The sequence below is a fragment of the Flavobacterium xueshanense genome, assembly GCF_900112975.1.
Taxonomy (GTDB): Bacteria; Bacteroidota; Bacteroidia; order Flavobacteriales; family Flavobacteriaceae; genus Flavobacterium; species Flavobacterium xueshanense.
The window spans coordinates 411,329-432,403 of the sequence record NZ_FONQ01000001.1 but is presented as its reverse complement, the minus strand read 5'-3'; the positions used below and the strand labels follow the sequence as shown (position 1 = coordinate 432,403).

The window sequence follows — 21,075 nt, the reverse complement described above, 5'->3', positions numbered from 1 at the left end:
TAAAATAAATCCACACATAATTTTATTCAAATTGGGCCTTCTGCTGCAAAAACTGAATCGATTTGTCTACTTTTGTATCTTAAGCAAATTTTGAAATATATGATTACTATTGATCCAAAAAGCATTGAAACGGCGAAATTACAGGGTTATTTGCAATGTTCAGTGGGTCCAAGACCTATTGCTTTTGCCAGTACCATGGATGCAAAAGGAAATTCTAATGTGTCGCCTTTTAGTTTCTTTAATGTGTTCAGTGCGAATCCCCCAATCCTTATATTTTCACCCGCAAGACGCGTTCGGGACAATTCAATAAAACACACGTTAATCAATGTTCAAGCAACTGGGGAAGTAGTCATTAATGTGGTGAATTATGATATGGTGCAACAGATTTCTCTGGCCAGTACGGAGTATGCTGATGGTGTGGATGAGTTTTTAAAATCAGGCTTGACGCCAATTGCTTCGGAGGTGGTAAAACCCTTTCGAGTAAAAGAATCGCCTGTTCAATTTGAATGCAAAGTCACTCAGATTATTCCGCTTGGAACAGAGGGTGGAGCTGGAAATTTAGTGCTTTGTAAAGTTGTTCGTATTCATATTGACGAATCTGTTTTAGACGAAAATGGAGCAATTGATCAATATAAAATTGACTTGGTTTCCAGATTAGGCGGCAATTGGTATTCCAGATCGAACCAAGGACTTTTTGAAGTGCCAAAACCATTATCTACATTAGGAATTGGAGTGGATTCAATTCCTAATTTTGTAAAAGAAAGTCCGGTTTTTAACGGAAATGATTTAGGCATGTTGGGGAATATAGAAGCCTTGCCTACACCAGAAGAAGTTAGTATATTTGTAAAACAGAATTTTGCTGTAAAAGGAGTTTTAAGCGCTGATGATCAGCAAAAAGTACACTTGGCGGCAAAAAAATATCTGGATGACAATGATGTTTTATCGGCTTGGAAAGTACTTTTGGCAAAATAATAATATTATAAATAACATTAAAAACAACGAAGATGGAAGTTACAGGAAAAATTAAAATGCTTGGGGATGCAAAAAATGTGGGAAGCGGAAGTTTCTTGAAAAGAGAATTAGTTGTAACCACCGAGGAGCAATATCCACAACATATTTTAGTGGAATTTGTACAAGATAAGTGTGATTTGTTGAACAGTTTTAAAGTGGGTGAAGCGGTAAAAGTTTCTATCAATTTAAGAGGACGCGAATGGGTTGATCCGCAAGGAGTGACTAAATATTTTAACGCAATCCAAGGTTGGAGAGTAGAAAGAGTAGCTACTGAAGCGACTGCTGCACAAATGCCTCCGATGCCAGCTGCTGAAGCATTTGCACCAGCAACAAACTTAAATGAAGAAGAAGCAGACGATTTACCATTCTAAGAGATAAAAAAGTTAGAAGTTATAAGTCAGAAGTTTGAGTTTTACTTGAATTTCTGACTTTTTTATTTTTTGAAATTGCCATTGAAATTAATTTTTGAAATTGAAAAATGTATTATTTATCTTTAGATTTATTTTTCCCGCCTGTCTCCGAAGCAAATTGGGATGGGATTTTGGCCATTGGCGGAGATTTATCTTCGGAACGATTGCAGCTTGCTTATAAAAGCGGCATCTTTCCATGGTTTGAAGAAGGCGAACCCATTATGTGGTGGTCACCAAATCCAAGAATGGTGTTATTTTTGGATGAATTGATTGTTTCAAAAAGTATGCGAAACATTCTGAATCGGAAAATTTTCACCGTTACTTTCAATCAAAATTTCAGAGACGTAATTTCAAACTGTCAAAATATAGAACGTGACGGTCAAAATGGAACGTGGATTACTAATGACATGATAGAAGCCTATTGTAAACTTCATGAATTAGGAATAGCAAAATCAGTTGAGGTTTGGCAAGATGAGGTTTTAGTTGGTGGTTTATACGGAATCGATTTGGGAGATGTTTTTTGTGGTGAAAGTATGTTTTCGAAAGTATCTAATGCGTCGAAAGCGGCTTTTATAGCTTTGGTCAACCAAATAAAAAAAGAAGATTACAAACTTTTGGACTGTCAGGTTTATAATCCTCATCTAGAAAGTTTGGGTTGCAGGGAAATTGACAGAACAAATTTTATGGAAATATTAAAAGGTAGATAACACTTAAAATTTCAACTTCTTAAAACTCCAATCCAGCGTATTAAAAAGAACCAATTCATTTTTCAATGTCGGTAAATTCATAATCAGTTTTAAAGTCTCCTGCGCCATCATAGTGCCAATAATTCCAGGAAGTGTGCCTAATACGCCATTCAAATTGCAATTAGGAACATCTTTAGGATTTGGTGGTTTAGGGAATAAGTCACGTAGATTTTTATTTCCATTATGGTTGAAAACCGCCATTTGTCCGTCAAATTTTAAAATGCTGCCATAAATCAATGGTTTGCCTAATTTTACGCAAGTATCATTTACGAGATAACGGGTTTCGAAGTTATCACAACCATCAACAACTACATCAAAATCCATGATGATTTCTTTGGCGTTTTCTACCGTTAATTTTTCTTTAAAAGCAATTACACCAATCAATGGATTTAAAGTTTCTAAAACTGATTTTGCCGTGATTGCTTTTAATTGACCCACGTGCTTTTCCGTATATAAAATTTGACGGTGCAAGTTGTGCAATTCGATTTTGTCAAAATCAACTATGCCAATAGTTCCTACTCCAGCCGTTGCAATATATTGTAAAATAGGACAACCCAATCCGCCCGCGCCAATTACTAAAACTTTAGCTTTTTTTAGTTTTGCTTGGCCCGAATCTCCTATTTCCGGCAGCATCATCTGGCGGTTATAACGTAAAAAATCTTGAATGATACTCATTTAATTTTAGATTGAAATGAAAATATTTCTTTTCCCCTTTCGGGATAATGTCATAAAATTTGTGGGATTTTTGGATGAAGATTAACGATTTTTGAATTCAGTTTTGGTACATATAAGATTGTTAATTTATTGGGTCTCATACATCTGAAATCTAAAATCATTATTCTAAAATCTGCAATCATAACTTCTGTCCCAATCCTTCCAAACGGGTTCGTATCCTTTGCTGGAAATAACTTTTGCAATCTCAGCGGCAGATCGCTCGTCACTGATCTCAAATTGCTCCAATGATTGTGGATCAACTACATAACCACCGGGATTAGTTTTGGAACCGGCACTCATACTGGTAATTCCAATTGGAATAATATTGTCCCGAAATTTTTCGTTCTCTCGGGTTGACAGAGAGATTTCTAAATCTTCATTCCACAAACGATAGGCACAAATGAGCTGGGTCAAATCAGCATCATCCATGATAAAGTTGGGTTTAATAACTCCTTCTGCCGGTCGTAATCTGGGAAATGAAACTGCATATTTCGTTTGCCAATACGTTTTTTGTAAATAATCTAAATGCAAGGCATTAAAAAAACTGTCAGTGCGCCAATCTTCTAATCCTAATAAAACACCCAGCCCAATTTTACGAATGCCCGCAGTTCCCACTCGATCCGGTGTTTCTAAACGAAAATCAAAATTGGATTTTTTGCCTTTGGTATGATATTGTTTATAAACATCACGATGATAGGTTTCCTGATATACTAAAATCGAATAGACACCCGCTTCTTGTAATTGTTCGTATTCTTCTGTAGAAAGCGGCTGTACTTCGGCTGAAATAGTGGAAAAATAATTTTTTATTTGTGCTATTGCCTTCAAAAAATAATGAATATTTACTGTGTGATTAGCTTCGCCTGTTACTAATAAAACATGGTCAAATCCCGCTTTTTTTAAGACCTCGATTTCTTGCGTAATTTCATTTTCGGTAAGTGTTTTTCGTTTGATTTTGTTGTCTAAACTAAACCCACAATACGTACAAATGTTTTGGCATTCGTTGCTTAAATACAAAGGAGCATACATTTGAATCGTTTTACCAAATCTTTTTTTGGTTAGTTCATGTGACAGTTGCGCCATTTGCTCTAAGTAAGGTTTTGCAGCTGGTGAAATCAATGCCAAAAAATCATTAAGGTTGCGTTTGTTTTTGGCTAACGCAGATTCGACTTCATGAGCAGTGGTACTGTATATTTTTGTTTTGATTGTTTCCCAATCGTAGTTGTCAAAAACCGATTTAAATGTTTTCATTTATTAGATAATGAGTTAATTTATTTTGCTCCATGTTTTTATACGGCGATGGCTCCCTCTCCTTTGGAGAGGGTTGGGGAGAGGATTACTCATACAAAAACGCTGTCAAAGGACTTGAAGCCATTGCGCGATTTACTTTTTGAGCCAATTGCGCTTCGTAGGCTTTTCGGCCTGCAATAACGGCTTCTCTGAAAGCCTCTGCCATCAATATAGGGTTTCCTGCCACGGCAATTGCTGTGTTTACTAAAACCGCATCAGCTCCAAGTTCCATTGCTTTTGCTGCATCGGATGGTGCGCCAATTCCGGCATCTATAATCACGGGAACTTTGCTCTGTTCGATAATTATTTCTAAAAAATCGATGGTTTTCAATCCTTTGTTACTGCCAATAGGTGAGCCCAGTGGCATTACAGCCGAAGTTCCAGCCTCTTCTAGCCGTTTACATAAAACCGGATCTGCATGAATATAAGGTAAAATAATAAACCCTAATTTGGCTAGCGCTTCTGTAGCTTTTAAGGTTTCAATTGCATCGGGCATCAAATATTTTGGATCGGGATGAATCTCGAGTTTAAGCCAATTAGTTTCTAATGCCTCCCGAGCTAATTGTGCCGCAAAAATCGCTTCTTTAGCATTTCTTGCTCCGGAAGTATTGGGCAATAAATTAATTAGCGGATGTTTTAGATGTGATAAAATGGCATCGGTTTCCGTTTCTAAATCGATACGTTTTAACGCTACGGTTATTAACTCGCTCCCGGATGCTAAAATGGCTTCTTCCATCTGTTGATTGGAACCGAATTTTCCTGTGCCTAAAAACAAGCGGGATTGAAAGGTTTTGTCTCCTATTTTAAATGGTATCATATAATTTGTCATTAAGTTGAGTAATAAGTTGTGATGGATTTTCGCTTTGCGTAATCAAACCAGAAACTGCAATACCCTGAATTCCGGTTTCCATCAGGTCTTCAACGTTTTCTAGTGTGATTCCTCCAATGGCATAAATGGGAATTTGGATGTTTTTTATTTTCATTTGTTGGAAAATCAATCTATACCCTTCAAGTCCTAGAATTGGACTTAAATTTTGTTTGGTAGTTGTGAATTGAAACGGACCCAGACCTATATAATCACACTTTTCGGCTGTCCTTTGGAGTACCTCTTCAAAAGTATTTGCCGTTCCCCCAATGATTTTTGTTTTTCCTAAAAGGATTCGGGCCTCTTCAACTTTCATGTCACTTAAACCCAAATGAACGCCATCCGCATCCAATTGCTTTGCTAAATGGACGTTGTCATTGATGATAAAAGTGGCTAAATATTCTTTACATAAGATTTTTACTGCTTCCGCCAAAGTGAAAACTTCAAGCGGGTTTTGATTTTTGAATCGCACTTGTATCCAAAGGCAGCCATTTTCCAGTGCTTTGTGAATATTTTGCAATTGTTCTTGGACGGAATTTCCTTGCGAAATGTATTGTAGCTTATTAAACATGATGGTATCCTAATTTGGTTTGATTAGATTCTAAATAGGTTTCTATATATTTTTTGGCATTGTTGCAAGCTGTCTTTAAATCTTGTCCCAAAGCTAAATTGGCTGTAATCGCGGATGACAGTACACAGCCTGAGCCATGCTTTTCCGAAACTATAGTGTTATTTGGCACAAGCCTAAAGGTTTCCTTTCCGGTGTATAAACAATCAACACCAATTGCAAGTGGATTGTGACCGCCTTTTAGTAATACAGCACAATGTTTTGATACATCATGAGCAATTAAATCAGGGTTTTTTGGTACTGCGGAAAATTGTAAAATTTCATTATAATTAGGTGTTATTAAATCTATTTTTTCCAATATTTCAAACAATACAGCTTGATTTTCTATAGTTATAAAACGAAATTCGGTTGTCGATTTTAAAACAGTATCCCAAACAATCTTTGTTTTTGGTGAAAGCTTTTTTATAGCGAAAACAATATCTTTTAAATAATCCAGTGAAGGAACAATTCCAATTTTTACTGCTTTGATACTATAATTTTCAAACAATTTGTCCAGTGATCGCAAAACAAAAGCTTGGTCAGTCCATTGCATTTCGAAGAACTGATTTTCGGTTTGAATGGTGTTGCCGGTATTGATAGCAAAACCATAAACGTTATGTTGCTCGAATGTCTTGATGTCTGCTAAAACTCCCGCGCCTCCAGATGGATCAAAGCCTGCAATTGTTACTACGAAAGGTCGGTTTTCTGGCATAGTTTAAAATTTTCTATTGGATGATTACTGTTCCAAATGGTACCTAAAAGGGCCACATTGTCAAATCCATATTCTAATGCGGTCTTGATTTTTTCAGCGGTAATTCCTCCAACCGCTAGTAATGAAGTTTTGTTATTCTTTCTGTGTTCCAATTCTTTTTTAAAGTCAAGATTCGAAGCATACTTTGGTTTAGAAATACTTTCGAAAACAGGACCAAAAAAAGCATAAGCAAAAACAGTAGATAGTTCTTCAAAATCAATCATTTGATGAATCGAAGTAGAGAGTGAAAATCCGTTTTTCTGCCAGATTTTTAAACCTTCCTCACATGTTTCAATTCTTGCTTTTTCTGTAAAATGAATCCGATCTATTCTAGCTGCTGAAGCCAGTTGATGATGACTGTGCAAAACCAATTGCTGTCTGAAATTTGATTTTATTTTGGATAAAAAAGCGTTCATTTCTGTTTCTGTAAAATCAGGTTTCCGAATATGAAGCAACTCCAGTCCATTCTCAAAAAGGGAATGAATGGTGTCGATTTCATTAGTTATAGGAATTGGATTTGTAATTACAATCATGACTTTGCTCTAATCTCTTTTCTAGATCTTCTAATTTCTTATATGTAAATTTCTTTTCCGCTTTCCACAAATTCTTGTGATTTGGCTGCCATCCCTTTTTCGGCTTCAGCTACATCCCGAATTTCTTGTGAGATTTTCATCGAACAAAATTTGGGTCCACACATGGAACAGAAATGAGCTACTTTGGCACCATCTGCCGGTAATGTTTCATCATGAAATTCACGCGCTGTATCGGGATCTAAGGATAAGTTGAATTGGTCTTCCCATCGGAATTCAAAACGTGCTTTGCTTAAAGCGTTGTCACGGTATTGCGATCCGGGATGCCCTTTGGCCAAATCAGCAGCATGGGCCGAAATCTTATACGTGATTACGCCGTCTTTAACGTCTTTTTTGTTGGGTAAACCAAGGTGTTCTTTTGGAGTCACGTAACACAACATCGCACAACCGTACCAACCAATCATTGCCGCGCCAATTGCGGAGGTGATGTGATCATAACCCGGGGCAATATCGGTTGTTAATGGGCCTAAAGTATAGAAAGGAGCTTCGTCACAGTGCTCTAATTGTTTATCCATGTTTTCTTTTATCATGTGCATCGGTACGTGACCAGGGCCTTCAATAAATACTTGAACATCGTGTTTCCACGCTACTTTTGTCAGTTCACCAAGTGTTTCTAATTCGGCAAACTGAGCGGCATCATTCGCATCGGCGATAGAACCTGGGCGTAACCCATCTCCTAACGAAAAGGCCACGTCATATTGTTTCATGATTTCGCATATTTCCTCAAAATGGGTGTAAAGAAAGTTTTCTTTATGGTGAAACAAACACCATTTTGCCATGATAGAGCCTCCACGGGAAACAATACCAGTAACACGGTCAGCTGTCAAATGGATGTAACGTAATAAAACACCGGCATGGATTGTAAAATAAGAAACTCCTTGTTCCGCTTGTTCGATTAACGTATCACGATAGACTTCCCAAGTGAGATCTTCGGCAACGCCATTTACTTTTTCTAGAGCTTGGTAAATAGGCACCGTTCCTATGGGCACAGGAGAATTTCGAATAATCCATTCTCTGGTTTCGTGAATGTTTTTACCAGTAGACAAATCCATAATCGTGTCAGCTCCCCAGCGGCAAGCCCAAACTGCTTTTTCTACTTCTTCTTCGATAGTTGAGGTTACAGCGCTATTCCCGATGTTAGCATTAATTTTTACCAAGAAGTTACGACCTACAATCATAGGCTCACTTTCGGGATGGTTGATGTTATTTGGAATAATGGCACGGCCTCTGGCTACTTCGCTTCGGACAAATTCAGGTGTGATTTTCCCCACCCCGGCCCTCCCCGAAGGAGAGGGAGTGTTTGCACCCCAACTATTTCCTTCGTGTTGGTGTTGCATTGCCTTGGTTTGATCGTTAATTAACTCCAAGCGTTGGTTTTCACGAATGGCAATGTATTCCATTTCGGGAGTAATGATTCCTTGTTTTGCATAATACAATTGAGAAACGTTAGCTCCTTTTTTGGCACGCATGGGTTTGTGTAAATATCCAAAACGCAATTCGTTTAATTTTTCGTCATTCAAACGCTTTTTTCCATATTCGGAAGAGATTTCACTTAATTCTTCTACATCATTACGATCCAGAATCCATTGTTCGCGAATGCGGGGCAATCCTTTTCGAATGTCAATTTCGATATTTGGGTCGGTGAATGGGCCCGAGGTATCATAAACGGTTACGGCTGGATTTTTTTCTATTCTGCCATTTGACATTTTAGTGTCAGCTAATACAATTTCTCGCATCGCTACTTTTATGGGATGAATGGTTCCGTCTACATAAATTTTTGTAGAGTTTGGAAAAGGAGTTCTTGAAATTTTTTCTTCTGATTTCATTTATAGATGTCTTTAAGTTTATTGAGCTATGTTTTCACGCAGATTCGGCAGATGGAGCAGATTTTTTTGTTTTAGTTTTTAAAGCTTTATTGATAAAATAATTTTTTAGTAGTCGGAGTTCTGCTAGGGATAGTAATGGAAAGCCCGTAAAGTGGAAAGCCTAATAAAACAAGGATTAGTGAAGCGACCGTTAGGAAGCTATGACTAAGACTATGTTTTATAGGATTGCAACTGCGGACTTGAAATGGATAGCCCGCCCGAGCAGCAAAACTATCCTCCTTGAGTTGCAGTGATAATTAGAATGTCGTCGGTTTCTTGAATGATGTGGGAATTCCAGTTGGATTTTGGAATTATAGTATCGTTTATGGCAAAGGCAATTCCGTTTTGTTTTATGGGAATTTCCAAGTCAAGAAGTGCCTGAACAGTTAGACTGTCCGTTGCAAATTGTTTCGTTTGATTGTTGATTTTTAGTTCCATTCCTTTTGAATTTAGTATATATTTATACTTTAGGAATGGCTATAGTAGTACATAAATGTACCAGGAAGTCATCTTACTTTTCCCTACGCTAGTATGAACTAGATCAGGTTCAGAGGGTAATTCTCAGCCTACAATGTTGTAGACACCCCTAAAGTGTGAAACAAATGTAGGATATTTTTTTAGATGTAATTCTTAAATTTTGAAAAAAAAAGAAACTTTTTAAACTTGTTTTGTTATTGATTTTTGAAAAATTACTGTTTTTTCCAACAATCTGCTACATGATCATCAACCATTCCGGTTGCTTGCATGTGTGCATAAACTACCGTAGAACCAACGAATTTGAATCCGCGTTTTTTCAAATCTTTGCTTATTTTATTTGAAAGTGTAGTGGTTGAAGGAACTTCTTGTAAAGATTGCCGGTTGTTTTGAATGGGTTTTCCTCCGGTAAATTCCCAAATATAATTTGAAAAACTGCCAAATTCCTCTTGTACTTTCATAAAGGCCGCCGCATTTGATACTGCCGACCTGATTTTTAATTGATTGCGAATTATTCCGGCATCTTGAAGTAATTCCTGGATTTTATCTTCGGTGTAAAGTGCGACTTTTTTATAGTCAAAATCATTAAAAGCTAATTTGAAGTTTTCTCTTTTTCTTAGGATTGTAATCCAACTTAGTCCAGCTTGGAACGTTTCCAAGATTAGAAATTCAAATAATTTTTGATCGTCATAAACGGGAACTCCCCATTCTTCATCATGGTATTTTTTGTATAAATCACTTGAGGAGCACCAACCACATCGCATTTTCTCATCCATAATTATTCTTTTTCGGAGGCTAAGTAATTTTTTATTAAATAGTGACCCAAGTAAACTAAGGGCGTGAAGAGAATGGCAATTCCGAGTTTGAATGTATAACCAGTCAATGCCGAAGTTATAAAAGTATCAAAGTTTATTTTTCCGGGTAGCCAAAAAGCAATTCCCAACACAATAAATGAATCGAACAACTGAGAAATTATAGTGGAGCCTGTTGCTCTAAGCCAGATTTTTTTATTTCCAGTACGGTTTTTGAAAAACCAAAAAACAGTTACATCAATTAATTGAGAAACCAAGAATGCGATGATGCTTCCAACGATGATCCACATGCTTTGCCCAAAAACTGCAAAGAATTGGTCGTCATTGACCGGGCTTATTCCTTTCGCTGCGGGAATGTTTATGGCTAAAAACAAGAGGATGAACGCATAAGCAATTAAACCAGCGGTAATTAAAGATAATTTTTTTACTCCTTTTTCTCCAAAATATTCATTGATTAAGTCAGTAGTGAGGAAAACGATTGGCCAAGGCAAAATACCGATGCTCATAACAAATGGACCTATTTGTATTAATTTGCCCCCAATGAGTTCGGCTGTGACACCATTAGTGATGAAGATGCCGGCGAGAATAACAAATACGAGCTCTTTTTTGGTTTTGAACATAAAAAATAATTAGTATTCAAATTTAGTATTTTATTTAAAAATATTAATTTGTATTGTTGTTTTCGATGTAAATTTATTCTACCCATGATTCTATTTTTTTTCATTTTTATTAAATAAAACCGTTTGATTAATTTATAATCACATTAGTAAAAAAGAAGAATCATGTAACTTTAATATTTTGGCTAGAGATAGTTTTTCGATTATTAAGTTCAAATTTTACATTAAATAAGCCAATTTGTGCTTAGCAATCTAATTTAACATAGCTTTTACTATTCATCCTCTACTTAGGATATTTTAAGAATTTGGATTTTTTGAACGATATTGAAAAAAAATATGACCATAAAAAAAAGAGCCCAACTTGTGGACTCCTTTGTTTAATTAGTTTTAATTGGATTAAAATCCGCTTACATTCAATCTACTACCTGTTGCACATTTTCCAGAAAGAGATGAAGTAGGAGTAGCGCTGTTCAAAAGTGCAGCTTTAATTTGTGTAGCTGTTGCTCCAGGATTCAAAGATGCGTATAAAGCAGCGGCTCCTGACACATGTGGAGTTGCCATTGAAGTTCCGTTATAACTAGCATAGCTAGATACAAACTTACCTTTAGATCTTGCAGGTACTGTTGACCATATTCCTGAACCAGGAGCTCCTAAATCAACAGAGGTAGCGCCAAATTGAGAGAAACTTGATAGAGCTCCTGTATTGGTAATTGATGCAACGGCGATTACATTTGCGTTAGGATAACTTGCAGGATAACTTGGTGTGGTGTCATTGTCAGTTCCACTATTCCCTGCAGCAGCAATGAACAGTATTCCAGCAGTATTGGCTCTCTCAATTGCATCCTGAAGACCTTGTGAGAATCCTCCTCCTCCCCAAGAGTTATTAGTAGCCACAATGTTTAAACCATGTCTTGTTTTTAAATCAGTGAAATAGTCAATTGCTTTAATTGCATTTGCTAATGTTCCGCCTGTTCCGCCTAAAAATTTAGCATTTATCATTTTTACATTCCATACAACACCAGCAACACCTTTTCCATTCCCTCCTACAGCGCCAATTGTACCGGCAACATGTGTTCCGTGGTCATCGTCAACTCCGTCAAAAACAGTATTATCGTTTGCGGCAAAATCATAGCCATACACATCGTCAACAAGGCCATTGCTATCATCATCTATACCATTTCCATCTATTTCACCTGGGTTTTTACCTGCATTGGCTGCTAGATCTTCATGAGTATACATGTAACCTTCGTCAATAATACCGATATACACAGTAGCTGATCCTAACTTATTGTTTGCCCAAGCAGCTGCGGCTTGCGAACCAAACTGATTTGATGGAGAAGTTGTAGATCCATACATGCCCCAAAGTGAACCATTAGTATAATAAGTGTCATTTGAAACTGCAAAATGATTGTATATCCAGTTTGGCTCTGCATACTCTACTCCTTGTAAATCTTTAATAAGCTCAATAGCTTCCATTGTGCCTAACTTTGAATTTACCAATAAAAGTTTTCCACCTGTAGTGTTTGTTTTAGCATTGGAAGTTTTCATAGAATTAGTGTTAATAACTTCTACTGTAGTTCCTCCAATTAGAGATAAAATGTTTGTTGATGTTTTAGCTGCAGTTTCTGTAGGTTTGAATTTAATAAGTAGTTGGTTCGCAACATAACTTGGTTGTACCTTATTTTGTACTACTTCTGTTGGGTTTAAATTTTCATCAGTACAAGAGGAAAATGCGAACAAGACTAGGGACGCAATAAATAAATTCTTCATAAATTTGAGGTTTTGGTTAAAAAGTTAAAAGTATTAAAAAAACATGGTAACTATAACTTTTTTGATAAAAATATAAATAATTCTAGGTGATGGTCGTTTTATGTTGCATTTTTATGATGCGTGTTTTGAGGTAGGAATTTTCGTTTTGTATTTATAAGCTATTTAATTTAAATTGTTAGTGGATAATGGACACTGCATGAAGTTCAGTTTTTTATATTCTAATATGTTTAAGAGTTCTTTTTTAATGAATGCGATAAAAAAAACCCATTTTTAATCTCTTTGAAATGGGTTGTATATAAATCTGAGTTCAAATATTATAATCTGAAATCAAAAAATCAATTTATCCTAACGCAGCTCTTTGGAAACCTGTAGCTCTAAGCCAGATTTTTTTATTTCCTGCACTGTTTTTGAAAAACCAAAAAACAGTTACATCTATCAATTGAGAAGCCAAGAATGCGATGGTGCTTCCAACGATGATCCACATGCTTTGTCCAAAAATTGCAAAAAACTGTTCGTCAGTTACCGGGCTTATTCCTTTTTCGGCGGGAATGTTGATCGCAAAAAGTAAAACAAGGAAAGAATAGGCAGTTAAACCAGCTGTGATTATGGACAGTTTTTTTACTCCTTTTTTTTCAAAATATTCATTGATTAAATCAGTAGTCAGGAAAACACTAGGCCGAGGCAAAATACCGATGCTCATTACAAACGGACCAATTTGTATCAGTTTTCCACCGATTAGTTCTGCGGTAACGGCGTTAATGATGAAGATTCCGGCGAGGATTACAAATACGAAGTCTTTTTTGGTTTTGAACATAAATGAATTTTAAAGTCAAATTTAGTGTTTTAATTATTTTAAAATAATGGGAGTTGTATAAATTCAGTGGAGGTTTTTTGACTAAAAAGTACTCCGTAGTTTTGGTGGCATGATGTTTTTATCGTTTTTAGAAGCGAAATCGTATAAGTTGCTAATTATAAAAGTGTTGAAAATCCTAGTTTTTTCGGTATTGTAAGAATAATTTTGTAATTATTTTATAAATTGTAGTAAATTTATTAGGTTAAATTGGTTTTTTTTTTTTGATTTGTACTCGGACGTCCAAAACCACTTATTGAAAAATTCAGTAAGTATTTAACCAAATTATTTTAAAATTATGAAAAAATTCTTACCTAGTGCAACTTTATTAGTTGCCTTTTCTTTAACTTCGTTTGCTGCTGAAAAAGAGGTGAACATTGTAGTAAATGCGAACATTGAATCTGATATTGGACTTACCAAGAATGCGGATAATGGTTGCGAAACTTTTGTGTACAGATGGGCAGAAGGAGAAAGTGATGGTGAAGGTGGAATGATATTAACATTTCATAGTTTTAAATTCGAAATCTGTTCGGATATAATTATTATTCTTTAACAATAAATTTAAAATTAACCAATAAGGTTTTCGATTCTACTCCTTATTTAATTAAATGTTATGAAATATTTTCAATTTTATTTCTTAATGGTTTTTTGTAATTGTCTATACGCTCAGAAAAGCGTAAAAATCACTTACGAACAAAAAATATTTTACAGCGATGCTTTTTTTAGCCAAGTTCCAAGTGTTGATAGCGAAGAATTTAGGGGTGCGCTTAGAAAGCCTAAATATTTTGAGCTCATCAATAATGGAGATTACTCGTTGTTCAAAAGCGTAAATTTGAAAGAGGAAATCATTGCTTCTAATGAAGTTAATACTGCAACATCTATTAATACTGGAACTTTTATTAAACCCTATAAAATTTGGATTTTAAAAGACTTTACAAAGCAATCTATCGTTGCAAGCTCAGAAGTGGAGGGTAAGGAGTATTACACCGAAAAACCATTCTCAATAGAAGAATTGAAATATGATAAAAAAGTCAAAGTTATTGATGGATATTCATGCTTATCAGCTTATTCTGTTTCTGCAACTAATGATACGACGCAATACTGGTATACACAAGAAATACCGGTAATTGATGGTCCTTTTTTTATGAGTACAATTCCTGGTTTAATTCTAAGCGTTGAGTCAAAGAAGAAGCAAGTTTATGCAACCAAAATTGAATTTTTTGATAAAAAATTAGAATTTGAAACCATTAATAAAAAAATTTCATTTGTTACTGAAGTTGATTTAGCTAAATTGAAACAAGAGGCTCTAAAGCCAAAATCGTATACGGATCAGTTTGGTGGAAAGCATGAGACAAGTTCTACAACTATAAAATCAGAAAATTAAATTTTGTAGTATGAAACAAATATTTTTATCTATCCTATTAGCTTTAATGTTTAGCGCTACTTATTCTCAAACAGCCATCAAAGTTATGTTTCAAACGCAAACTGTCTATAAAGAGGAATTATTGAAAAGTATGCCTGTTCACATTAGAGCAGCAGCTTTACAACAGTTGAACAGCATAAAAAAAGAATCGTTCATGACTGTTCAAAGTAATAAAGTTTATTTTGAAATCAAATCACAGAAAATCGACAAAAAACAAAGTGGTGCTATAAATTCTACGGATAAATCATCAAATGTTTTATTCGCAAAAGATTTGTCTTTATCAGGTTCGTATCCAGCTGTTAAACTAATAAAAGATTTCAAAACGAAAACAATTGTAACCAAAACAAAAGATAAGCTGACAACTGAAAAATTAATTTCAGTAAATTGGAAATTTACAAATAAACAGATCAAAGTTTTAGGATATTCCTGTTATGAAGCAACAACTGAATTTAAAAATAAATTGTTAACGGTGTATTTTACAAAAGATTTAAAAGTTTCTGCTAGTCCTAGTAATTTACCTTTTATTGATGGAGTCGTTTTGGCATACAAACACGGAAATAGTACCACCACCGCACTTAAAGTTGAACTTCAGCAACCTGAACTTACTAATTTTTTATAATTTATTAAAATTGAATATTAAGTACATCCTTTTACTTTTATTTCCAGTCTTACTCTTTTCTCAACATTCTATTCGTTTTAAAGTAGTCGATGAAAATAATTTGCCTATTTCCAGAGCGATTGTTATTGTAAGTCAAAACAACAATCAAATACGTTTTGGGACAACAAATGAAAATGGTATTTTAGATAAAGAAATTGCTTCAGGTCAATATGATTGCAAGATAAGTAAACTTGGTTTTACAACTCTTTACAATGCTGTTTTGGTTGATAAAGAACGAGATTTTGAGTTTATTCTAAAAGAAGAAATAAATAAACTTAAGGATGTAGTGATCACAAGCAGGCCTAAAATTATGCGAATTAAGGAAGATACCATTTCGTATAACTTAAAGGCAGTGGTTGATGGTACGGAGAATAAAATTGAGGATGTCATAAAAAAACTTCCAGGTCTGGATATTGACCAAGATGGAAAAGTATTGTACAAAGGACAGAAAATTGATAATGTTCTTGTGGATGGTAATGAATTTTTTGGGAACAAGCATCAAATGGTTACTCAAAATATTAATGCTGACATGATTGAAGGTATCGATTTGTTAACTGGTTATTCTGGTTTTGCAAAAGCGAGTGGAGGACAAAAAGGTATTGCTCTAAACCTTAAAACTAAAGATAGTTATAAGAATAAGTGGATTACGGATCTTGAACTGGCCGCAGGATTGAATGTCTCTTTTCGCTTTCATTCTAATTCCTTTAAATTTTTCAAAAAGGGAAATCTTGCTATAATTTCGGATTACAACACTATTGCTAAAACACCAATTTCTAGGGAAGATTACAATGAAATGAGGATAGTGTCTGAAGTGGATAGTGAAAATGGCGAATTTAAATCCGTTGAAACGCCTACTTTTCTAAATCCAAACGCTTTTATTAAAGACAAAAGAAATGCGTTCATTGGGCTAAATTACACCAGCTTGTTGGGTAAACGCTCTAAAATTACGATGTCAAATATTTTTAACAAAACTAATATTGCTGAGGAAAATGCAAGACTTCAAACTAATATTGGAGAAACTCAAAGCCAGTATTCGTTTTTGGAAAATAAAGCTGCAACTTACAGCCTCAATAATAGTTCGCTAAAATGGGAGTTTAATAAATCTAAATCCACTTTTATATCCTATGTTGTCGGATTTACACCAAATGGCGATGAGGACAATCAGGATTTACTGCGCTCAGCAAACGAATTTCGGTATAATAAAAGCAATACTAATTTTAGTTTTGCTCATGTCGCAAAAGTGCAGTCTACGCTTCTCAAGACTATTAATTATAAGTTTACAGCCAGGCATTCGGTGGATGATAATCGTCAAAAAGTTGATTTATTTTCTCAACAAAACTTATTCGATAGCACATTTGATACAATTAATCAAAATCAAAAGAATCAAGAGGTCAATATTAGTTTGAACAACGCATTTACAATCACCAAAAAATCAAATGTTTTTTCTTTAAAAATAAACTTTTTGTCGCAGCAGGACAGATTTAATAGTTATGTTGTTCAAAATGATACCGTTGACATCGGTTTAAAATTACAGCGTCAATCTATCCAAGCTAATCTTTCATGGGCCAAAAAATGGCATGCTAAATTGCAGTCCATGCTAGGCTTCAATACTACTGCTGTGAAGAGTCAGTTTAAAGAGTTGCAAGATGCATTTACCAGATACGAACCTAATTTGAGTTTGACTTATATTTTATCAGGTTTAAATAAAATATCGTTTAGTTATGCACTAGATCATCAATTACCTGAATTGAATCAGGTGCAGCAAACTGATTTTATATTTGATTTTCAAACTCTTGTCAAGCCTAGTTTAGTCAGTTTTAATCAAATGCTACCTAAAAACACTTTTTCGCTGCAATATTTTGGTGTAAATCCAAAGAATCAAAGTGTGCTTTTCTCCACTTTGTCCTATGATGTAGAGCAAAATGCTGTTTCGAATAGTACGAAATATAATGCTGATTTTATAGAAACTACCGCCATTACAACAAAAAATAGAAAAAGTATAAAGGGATTAGTATTGTATGATTTAAAATTCAAGCGCTTACCGTTTTCAATTAAAACGACCTTGTTTTATTTAAAATCGATAGGGTTTTCACAATTTGATGGTGTTAATAATCAGGTTGAAATTCAAAACCTTACAAATCGTTTGCAAGTGATATCTAATTTTAAAAAATCAGCTGTTCAGTTTGGTATTGATTATAATTTCATTCGAAGAACTTTAGAGCAAAACATTGCTGATTTTAAAAATACAACTCAAAACCATCAGCTTACTCTTTCATTGCGTGGCAAAAACAGTACTAAATTGAAATGGGATTTGGGTTTAAAAATGGATAATCAGGATTCTGGTTTTAGGACAAATAATACTTTCTTTCTTAATGCTAACATCCAATATGTTTTTGCCAAAGATTTCAAGTTCATTTTTAATGGAAACAATATGTTAAACTTAAATAAGAGCCAACTTATTTCAACTTCATTTAATCAAAGCTTTTTTACAGAATCAGTAGTTTCAATCAGACCTGGGTATGTGATGATTGGGGTTAATTACTCAATGTAGTAGTGAGTTTAGCACAATAAAAAACCCATTTCAAATTAATTGAAATGGGTTTTTTATAATAATGCGGATGGCGAAATTCACTAGTGTGATTGTTTCGTTCCTCGCTATAACTTTATCCTAAAGCAGCTCTTTTGAAACCTGTTACGATAAGATCTTTATCTAAAGATTTAGCATAAGCAGCAACGCTCATTTTGTTGTCTTTGATATAATCTTGGTTTACTAAAGTATTGTCTTTGAAGAAACGAGCCAATTTACCTTTAGCGATATTGTCTAACATTGCTTCTGGTTTTCCTTCTTGACGTAGGATATCTTTAGCGATTTCGATTTCTTTAGCGATAGTTTCAGCGTCAACACCAGTTTCGTCTAAAGCAATAGGAGACATAGCTGCAGCTTGCATAGCGATGTTTCTTGCTACTTCATCAGCACCTGCTAATTTTGCAGATAAACTAACTAAAGTGGCGATTTTGTTTCCAGAGTGGATGTAAGATCCGATAAAAGCACCTTCTAATTTCTCGAAAGTTCTGATTTCTAATTTTTCACCAATAACTCCTGTTTGCTCGATTAATTTATCAGCAACAGTGATTCCGTTGAAATCAGCCGCTAAAAATTCTTCTTTAGTATTGAAGTTCAATGCTAAATTAGCCATTTCAGTAGCCATTTTCACAAAGTTTTCATTCATCCCCACGAAGTCAGTCTCACAGTTCAATGTGATAACAACTCCAGCAGTTTTGTCAGTGTTTACAACAGCAATTGCAGCACCTTCAGTAGATTCTCTGTCAGAACGGTTTGCAGCTACTTTTTGTCCTTTTTTACGTAAGTTTTCGATTGCTAAATCAAAATCTCCTTCTGATTCAACCAAGGCTTTTTTGCAGTCCATCATACCTGCACCAGTGATTGTTCTTAATTTATTTACGTCTGCAGCAGTAATTATTGCCATATTGTATTATTTTTTAAGGTTAAAATTAAAAAATTCCAAGTGTTAAATCCAATTTCCAATTTTATTAAATTATCAACTTTAGGTTTCTAATTTTTTTTGGAGAGGAATTTAAAACTTGGAATTAAATGTTTATTTATTCTTCAGTTGTAGTCGGCGCAGCAGCTTCTACAGTAGGAGCAGCTTCTGCAGCAGGAGTAACTTCTGCAACTTCAGCAGCAGGAGCAACAACTTCAGCAGTAGCATCACCTTCCTTGTCAGAACCTCTATCAGAAAGTCCTTCAACAATTGCAGCTGTAACTAAAGTTAAAATTTTATCAATTGATTTAGAAGCATCATCGTTAGATGGGATTACAAATTCAACCTCTCTTGGGTCAGAATTGGTATCCACCATTGCGAAAACTGGAATGTTTAATTTTTGAGCTTCTTTTATTGCAATGTGTTCCGCTTTGATATCAACTACGAACAATGCAGCTGGTAGTCTAGACATGTCAGCGATTGAACCTAAGTTTTTCTCTAATTTAGCACGAAGACGATCCACTTGTAAACGTTCTTTTTTAGAAAGGGTCATGAATGTACCATCTTTCTTCATTTTATCAATAGTAGCCATTTTTTTAACAGCTTTACGGATAGTTACGAAGTTAGTTAGCATTCCACCAGGCCATCTTTCAGTAATGTAAGGCATGTTTGCAGCTTTTGCTTTTTCAGCAACGATGTCTTTTGCTTGTTTTTTGGTAGCAACGAATAATATTTTTCTACCTGATGCAGCGATCTTTTTCAAAGCTTCATTAGCTTCTTCAATTTTTGCTGCAGTTTTATATAGATTGATAATGTGAATACCATTACGCTCCATATAAATGTAAGGAGCCATGTTTGGATCCCATTTTCTAGTCATGTGTCCAAAGTGAACACCTGCTTCTAGTAATTCTTTTACTTCTACTTTGTTTGCCATTTTTGTTCTAGTTTACGTTCTGTTGATTAGCAATGAATAAATGGCGATTTCTCGGCTTTATACATTTAGATGCTAAACTATTTCCTACCTCGGTAGGAGAGCAACAACAACTGTTTTTTTTAAATTTTTATGCTAAATTTATTTTAGCATCTTTTCAGTTTAGGCTGATAATAAAACCAGCGTATGAACTTGATAATCTGAAACAAGTTCAGATTGAATATTAACGTTTAGAGAATTGGAATCTCTTACGAGCTTTCTTCTGACCGAATTTCTTACGTTCAACCATTCTTGGATCTCTTGTCAATAAACCTTGTGGTTTCAAGATAGCTCTATTTTCAGCATTTACTTCACACATTACGCGTGCCAAAGCCATTCTTACAGCTTCTGCTTGACCAGTTGAACCGCCTCCGTAAACGTTCACTTTTACGTCAAAGTTGCTTACATTTTCTGTCATAGACATTGGTTGTAAAACTTTGTACTGTAAAGTTGCAGTAGGGAAATAAGTTTCGAATGGTTTTTTGTTTACAACGATTACTCCTGTTCCTTCCGAAACATAAACACGTGCAACAGCGGTTTTTCTTCTACCGATTTTGTGAATAACTCCCATTACTTAAGATCGTTAAGGTTAACTGTTCTAGGTTTTTGAGCGCCTTGTTTGTGCTCTGATCCTACAACAACATTTAAATTTCTAAAAAGTTCAGCACCAATTTTATTTTTTGGCAACATCCCTTTTATCGCTTTTTCTACTAGTAATGCAGGATTTTTCGCTTGCAATACTTTAGCAGTTAAAGTTCTTTGACCTCCAGGGTAACCAGTGTGACGGATGTATGTTTTTTCATCCATTTTGTTACCTGTAAGGTTAATTTTTTCTGAGTTGATAACGATTACGTTATCTCCGCAGTCCACGTGTGGTGTGTAACTTGGCTTGTACTTACCTCTCAAAATCATAGCGACTTTTGAAGCAAGACGACCTAAGTTGTGACCATCAGCATCTACAACAATCCACTCTTTTGTAACGGTGGCTTTGCTTGCTGATTGTGTCTTGTAGCTTAATGCGTCCATAATATATTTTTAATTAAACATTCCATCCCCAATAAAGGGGTTGCAAAAGTACAATTAATTATTTTAAATACAAACACCTGTAAAAGATAATTTTAACGATGAATCTCTAGATTATTATTTTATGAA

At 35.0% G+C, this 21,075-nt stretch carries 22 protein-coding genes, 1 pseudogene and 1 riboswitch; of the genes and pseudogenes, 7 read left to right on the top strand and 16 right to left on the bottom strand.

Annotated elements, in window-relative coordinates; translation table 11 throughout:
* Window positions 1–99 precede the first annotated feature (99 nt).
* From BMZ76_RS01850 to aat, 3 genes are all read left to right on the top strand, one after another.
* Window positions 100–972: a flavin reductase family protein gene (locus BMZ76_RS01850; RefSeq protein ID WP_091203009.1), complete on the top strand. Its 873-nt coding sequence runs from the start codon at window positions 100–102 to the stop codon at window positions 970–972.
* A gap of 32 nt (window positions 973–1,004) precedes the next feature.
* Complete coding sequence (locus tag BMZ76_RS01845; RefSeq protein WP_091203008.1) at window positions 1,005–1,382, top strand: DUF3127 domain-containing protein; 378 nt, start codon at window positions 1,005–1,007, stop codon at window positions 1,380–1,382.
* Window positions 1,383–1,489: 107 nt separating this feature from the next.
* On the top strand, window positions 1,490–2,128 hold the full coding sequence (aat, locus tag BMZ76_RS01840; protein ID WP_091203007.1) for a leucyl/phenylalanyl-tRNA--protein transferase: 639 nt from the start codon (window positions 1,490–1,492) through the stop codon (window positions 2,126–2,128).
* Between the two features lie 3 nt (window positions 2,129–2,131).
* Here aat and BMZ76_RS01835 read toward each other — a convergent pair whose 3' ends face one another.
* The 12 genes and pseudogenes from BMZ76_RS01835 to BMZ76_RS01780 form a co-directional block, all read right to left on the bottom strand.
* Complete coding sequence (locus tag BMZ76_RS01835; RefSeq protein ID WP_091203006.1) at window positions 2,132–2,842, bottom strand: HesA/MoeB/ThiF family protein; 711 nt, start codon at window positions 2,840–2,842, stop codon at window positions 2,132–2,134.
* Window positions 2,843–3,007: 165 nt separating this feature from the next.
* Window positions 3,008–4,129, bottom strand: coding sequence for a 2-iminoacetate synthase ThiH (gene thiH, locus BMZ76_RS01830; protein WP_091203005.1), 1,122 nt, complete (start codon window positions 4,127–4,129; stop codon window positions 3,008–3,010).
* A gap of 85 nt (window positions 4,130–4,214) precedes the next feature.
* Entirely contained in the window at window positions 4,215–4,985 is a 771-nt protein-coding gene (locus BMZ76_RS01825; protein WP_091203093.1) for a thiazole synthase, read from the bottom strand.
* Window positions 4,972–5,604 carry a thiamine phosphate synthase gene (locus BMZ76_RS01820; RefSeq protein ID WP_091203004.1) on the bottom strand — a complete coding sequence of 211 codons (633 nt, stop codon included), beginning with the start codon at window positions 5,602–5,604 and terminating at the stop codon, window positions 4,972–4,974. The genes BMZ76_RS01825 and BMZ76_RS01820 overlap by 14 nt, the downstream gene beginning before the upstream one ends.
* Complete coding sequence (locus tag BMZ76_RS01815) at window positions 5,597–6,352, bottom strand: hydroxymethylpyrimidine/phosphomethylpyrimidine kinase (protein WP_091203003.1); 756 nt, start codon at window positions 6,350–6,352, stop codon at window positions 5,597–5,599. Before BMZ76_RS01815 ends, BMZ76_RS01820 begins: the two co-directional genes overlap by 8 nt.
* On the bottom strand, window positions 6,328–6,924 hold the full coding sequence (locus BMZ76_RS01810; RefSeq protein ID WP_091203002.1) for a thiamine phosphate synthase: 597 nt from the start codon (window positions 6,922–6,924) through the stop codon (window positions 6,328–6,330). The genes BMZ76_RS01815 and BMZ76_RS01810 overlap by 25 nt, the downstream gene beginning before the upstream one ends.
* 38 nt (window positions 6,925–6,962) lie before the next feature.
* Entirely contained in the window at window positions 6,963–8,807 is a 1,845-nt protein-coding gene (thiC, locus tag BMZ76_RS01805) for a phosphomethylpyrimidine synthase ThiC (protein WP_091203001.1), read from the bottom strand.
* A 270-nt stretch (window positions 8,808–9,077) separates the two neighbouring features.
* Window positions 9,078–9,284 (bottom strand): sulfur carrier protein ThiS, encoded by a 207-nt coding sequence (thiS, locus tag BMZ76_RS01800; RefSeq protein WP_091203000.1) that lies wholly within the window; start codon window positions 9,282–9,284, stop codon window positions 9,078–9,080.
* Window positions 9,285–9,347: 63 nt separating this feature from the next.
* Window positions 9,348–9,444: riboswitch (TPP riboswitch) on the bottom strand.
* A 91-nt stretch (window positions 9,445–9,535) separates the two neighbouring features.
* Window positions 9,536–10,096: a DNA-3-methyladenine glycosylase I gene (locus BMZ76_RS01795; protein WP_091202999.1), complete on the bottom strand. Its 561-nt coding sequence runs from the start codon at window positions 10,094–10,096 to the stop codon at window positions 9,536–9,538.
* Window positions 10,097–10,098: 2 nt separating this feature from the next.
* Window positions 10,099–10,752 carry a queuosine precursor transporter gene (locus BMZ76_RS01790; RefSeq protein WP_091202998.1) on the bottom strand — a complete coding sequence of 218 codons (654 nt, stop codon included), beginning with the start codon at window positions 10,750–10,752 and terminating at the stop codon, window positions 10,099–10,101.
* Window positions 10,753–11,145: 393 nt separating this feature from the next.
* Window positions 11,146–12,519, bottom strand: a complete 1,374-nt coding sequence (locus BMZ76_RS01785) for a S8 family peptidase (protein ID WP_091202997.1) — start codon at window positions 12,517–12,519, stop codon at window positions 11,146–11,148.
* Window positions 12,520–12,883: 364 nt separating this feature from the next.
* Window positions 12,884–13,333, bottom strand: a pseudogene (locus BMZ76_RS01780) (queuosine precursor transporter); the annotation flags it as partial.
* 334 nt (window positions 13,334–13,667) lie between these two features.
* On the opposite strand from BMZ76_RS01780, the gene BMZ76_RS01775 reads away from it, so the two are divergent.
* From BMZ76_RS01775 to BMZ76_RS01760, 4 genes are read left to right on the top strand one after another with little or no spacing between them, the layout of a single operon-like run.
* A complete protein-coding gene (locus BMZ76_RS01775; RefSeq protein ID WP_091202995.1) occupies window positions 13,668–13,922 on the top strand; it encodes a hypothetical protein in 255 nt (84 codons plus the stop codon).
* Between the two features lie 60 nt (window positions 13,923–13,982).
* On the top strand, window positions 13,983–14,753 hold the full coding sequence (locus BMZ76_RS01770; RefSeq protein ID WP_091202994.1) for a GLPGLI family protein: 771 nt from the start codon (window positions 13,983–13,985) through the stop codon (window positions 14,751–14,753).
* A 10-nt stretch (window positions 14,754–14,763) separates the two neighbouring features.
* Complete coding sequence (locus tag BMZ76_RS01765) at window positions 14,764–15,411, top strand: GLPGLI family protein (protein WP_091202993.1); 648 nt, start codon at window positions 14,764–14,766, stop codon at window positions 15,409–15,411.
* 10 nt (window positions 15,412–15,421) lie between these two features.
* Window positions 15,422–18,001 (top strand): carboxypeptidase-like regulatory domain-containing protein, encoded by a 2,580-nt coding sequence (locus BMZ76_RS01760; RefSeq protein WP_091202992.1) that lies wholly within the window; start codon window positions 15,422–15,424, stop codon window positions 17,999–18,001.
* A gap of 112 nt (window positions 18,002–18,113) precedes the next feature.
* Here the strand turns inward: BMZ76_RS01760 and tsf are convergent, their stop codons facing one another.
* The 4 genes from tsf to rplM form a co-directional block, all read right to left on the bottom strand.
* Entirely contained in the window at window positions 18,114–18,938 is an 825-nt protein-coding gene (gene tsf / locus BMZ76_RS01755) for a translation elongation factor Ts (RefSeq protein ID WP_091202991.1), read from the bottom strand.
* 133 nt (window positions 18,939–19,071) lie between these two features.
* Window positions 19,072–19,887 carry a 30S ribosomal protein S2 gene (gene rpsB, locus BMZ76_RS01750; RefSeq protein ID WP_091202990.1) on the bottom strand — a complete coding sequence of 272 codons (816 nt, stop codon included), beginning with the start codon at window positions 19,885–19,887 and terminating at the stop codon, window positions 19,072–19,074.
* Window positions 19,888–20,107: 220 nt separating this feature from the next.
* Window positions 20,108–20,494 (bottom strand): 30S ribosomal protein S9, encoded by a 387-nt coding sequence (gene rpsI, locus BMZ76_RS01740; RefSeq protein WP_091202987.1) that lies wholly within the window; start codon window positions 20,492–20,494, stop codon window positions 20,108–20,110.
* Window positions 20,494–20,949: a 50S ribosomal protein L13 gene (gene rplM, locus BMZ76_RS01735; protein WP_091202984.1), complete on the bottom strand. Its 456-nt coding sequence runs from the start codon at window positions 20,947–20,949 to the stop codon at window positions 20,494–20,496. Before rplM ends, rpsI begins: the two co-directional genes overlap by 1 nt.
* Between the last annotated feature and the right edge of the window lie 126 nt (window positions 20,950–21,075).

What these genes read in the sequence shown, in the direction of transcription:
- BMZ76_RS01850 (WP_091203009.1), top strand. Translation starts at nt 100, where the DNA reads ATGATTACTATTGATCCAAAAAGCATTGAAACGGCGAAATTACAGGGT.
- BMZ76_RS01845 (WP_091203008.1), top strand. Translation starts at nt 1,005, where the DNA reads ATGGAAGTTACAGGAAAAATTAAAATGCTTGGGGATGCAAAAAATGTG.
- aat (WP_091203007.1), top strand. Translation starts at nt 1,490, where the DNA reads ATGTATTATTTATCTTTAGATTTATTTTTCCCGCCTGTCTCCGAAGCA.
- BMZ76_RS01835 (WP_091203006.1), bottom strand. Translation starts at nt 2,842, where the DNA reads ATGAGTATCATTCAAGATTTTTTACGTTATAACCGCCAGATGATGCTG.
- thiH (WP_091203005.1), bottom strand. Translation starts at nt 4,129, where the DNA reads ATGAAAACATTTAAATCGGTTTTTGACAACTACGATTGGGAAACAATC.
- BMZ76_RS01825 (WP_091203093.1), bottom strand. Translation starts at nt 4,985, where the DNA reads ATGATACCATTTAAAATAGGAGACAAAACCTTTCAATCCCGCTTGTTT.
- BMZ76_RS01820 (WP_091203004.1), bottom strand. Translation starts at nt 5,604, where the DNA reads ATGTTTAATAAGCTACAATACATTTCGCAAGGAAATTCCGTCCAAGAA.
- BMZ76_RS01815 (WP_091203003.1), bottom strand. Translation starts at nt 6,352, where the DNA reads ATGCCAGAAAACCGACCTTTCGTAGTAACAATTGCAGGCTTTGATCCA.
- BMZ76_RS01810 (WP_091203002.1), bottom strand. Translation starts at nt 6,924, where the DNA reads ATGATTGTAATTACAAATCCAATTCCTATAACTAATGAAATCGACACC.
- thiC (WP_091203001.1), bottom strand. Translation starts at nt 8,807, where the DNA reads ATGAAATCAGAAGAAAAAATTTCAAGAACTCCTTTTCCAAACTCTACA.
- thiS (WP_091203000.1), bottom strand. Translation starts at nt 9,284, where the DNA reads ATGGAACTAAAAATCAACAATCAAACGAAACAATTTGCAACGGACAGT.
- BMZ76_RS01795 (WP_091202999.1), bottom strand. Translation starts at nt 10,096, where the DNA reads ATGGATGAGAAAATGCGATGTGGTTGGTGCTCCTCAAGTGATTTATAC.
- BMZ76_RS01790 (WP_091202998.1), bottom strand. Translation starts at nt 10,752, where the DNA reads ATGTTCAAAACCAAAAAAGAGCTCGTATTTGTTATTCTCGCCGGCATC.
- BMZ76_RS01785 (WP_091202997.1), bottom strand. Translation starts at nt 12,519, where the DNA reads ATGAAGAATTTATTTATTGCGTCCCTAGTCTTGTTCGCATTTTCCTCT.
- BMZ76_RS01775 (WP_091202995.1), top strand. Translation starts at nt 13,668, where the DNA reads ATGAAAAAATTCTTACCTAGTGCAACTTTATTAGTTGCCTTTTCTTTA.
- BMZ76_RS01770 (WP_091202994.1), top strand. Translation starts at nt 13,983, where the DNA reads ATGAAATATTTTCAATTTTATTTCTTAATGGTTTTTTGTAATTGTCTA.
- BMZ76_RS01765 (WP_091202993.1), top strand. Translation starts at nt 14,764, where the DNA reads ATGAAACAAATATTTTTATCTATCCTATTAGCTTTAATGTTTAGCGCT.
- tsf (WP_091202991.1), bottom strand. Translation starts at nt 18,938, where the DNA reads ATGGCAATAATTACTGCTGCAGACGTAAATAAATTAAGAACAATCACT.
- rpsB (WP_091202990.1), bottom strand. Translation starts at nt 19,887, where the DNA reads ATGGCAAACAAAGTAGAAGTAAAAGAATTACTAGAAGCAGGTGTTCAC.
- rpsI (WP_091202987.1), bottom strand. Translation starts at nt 20,494, where the DNA reads ATGGGAGTTATTCACAAAATCGGTAGAAGAAAAACCGCTGTTGCACGT.
- rplM (WP_091202984.1), bottom strand. Translation starts at nt 20,949, where the DNA reads ATGGACGCATTAAGCTACAAGACACAATCAGCAAGCAAAGCCACCGTT.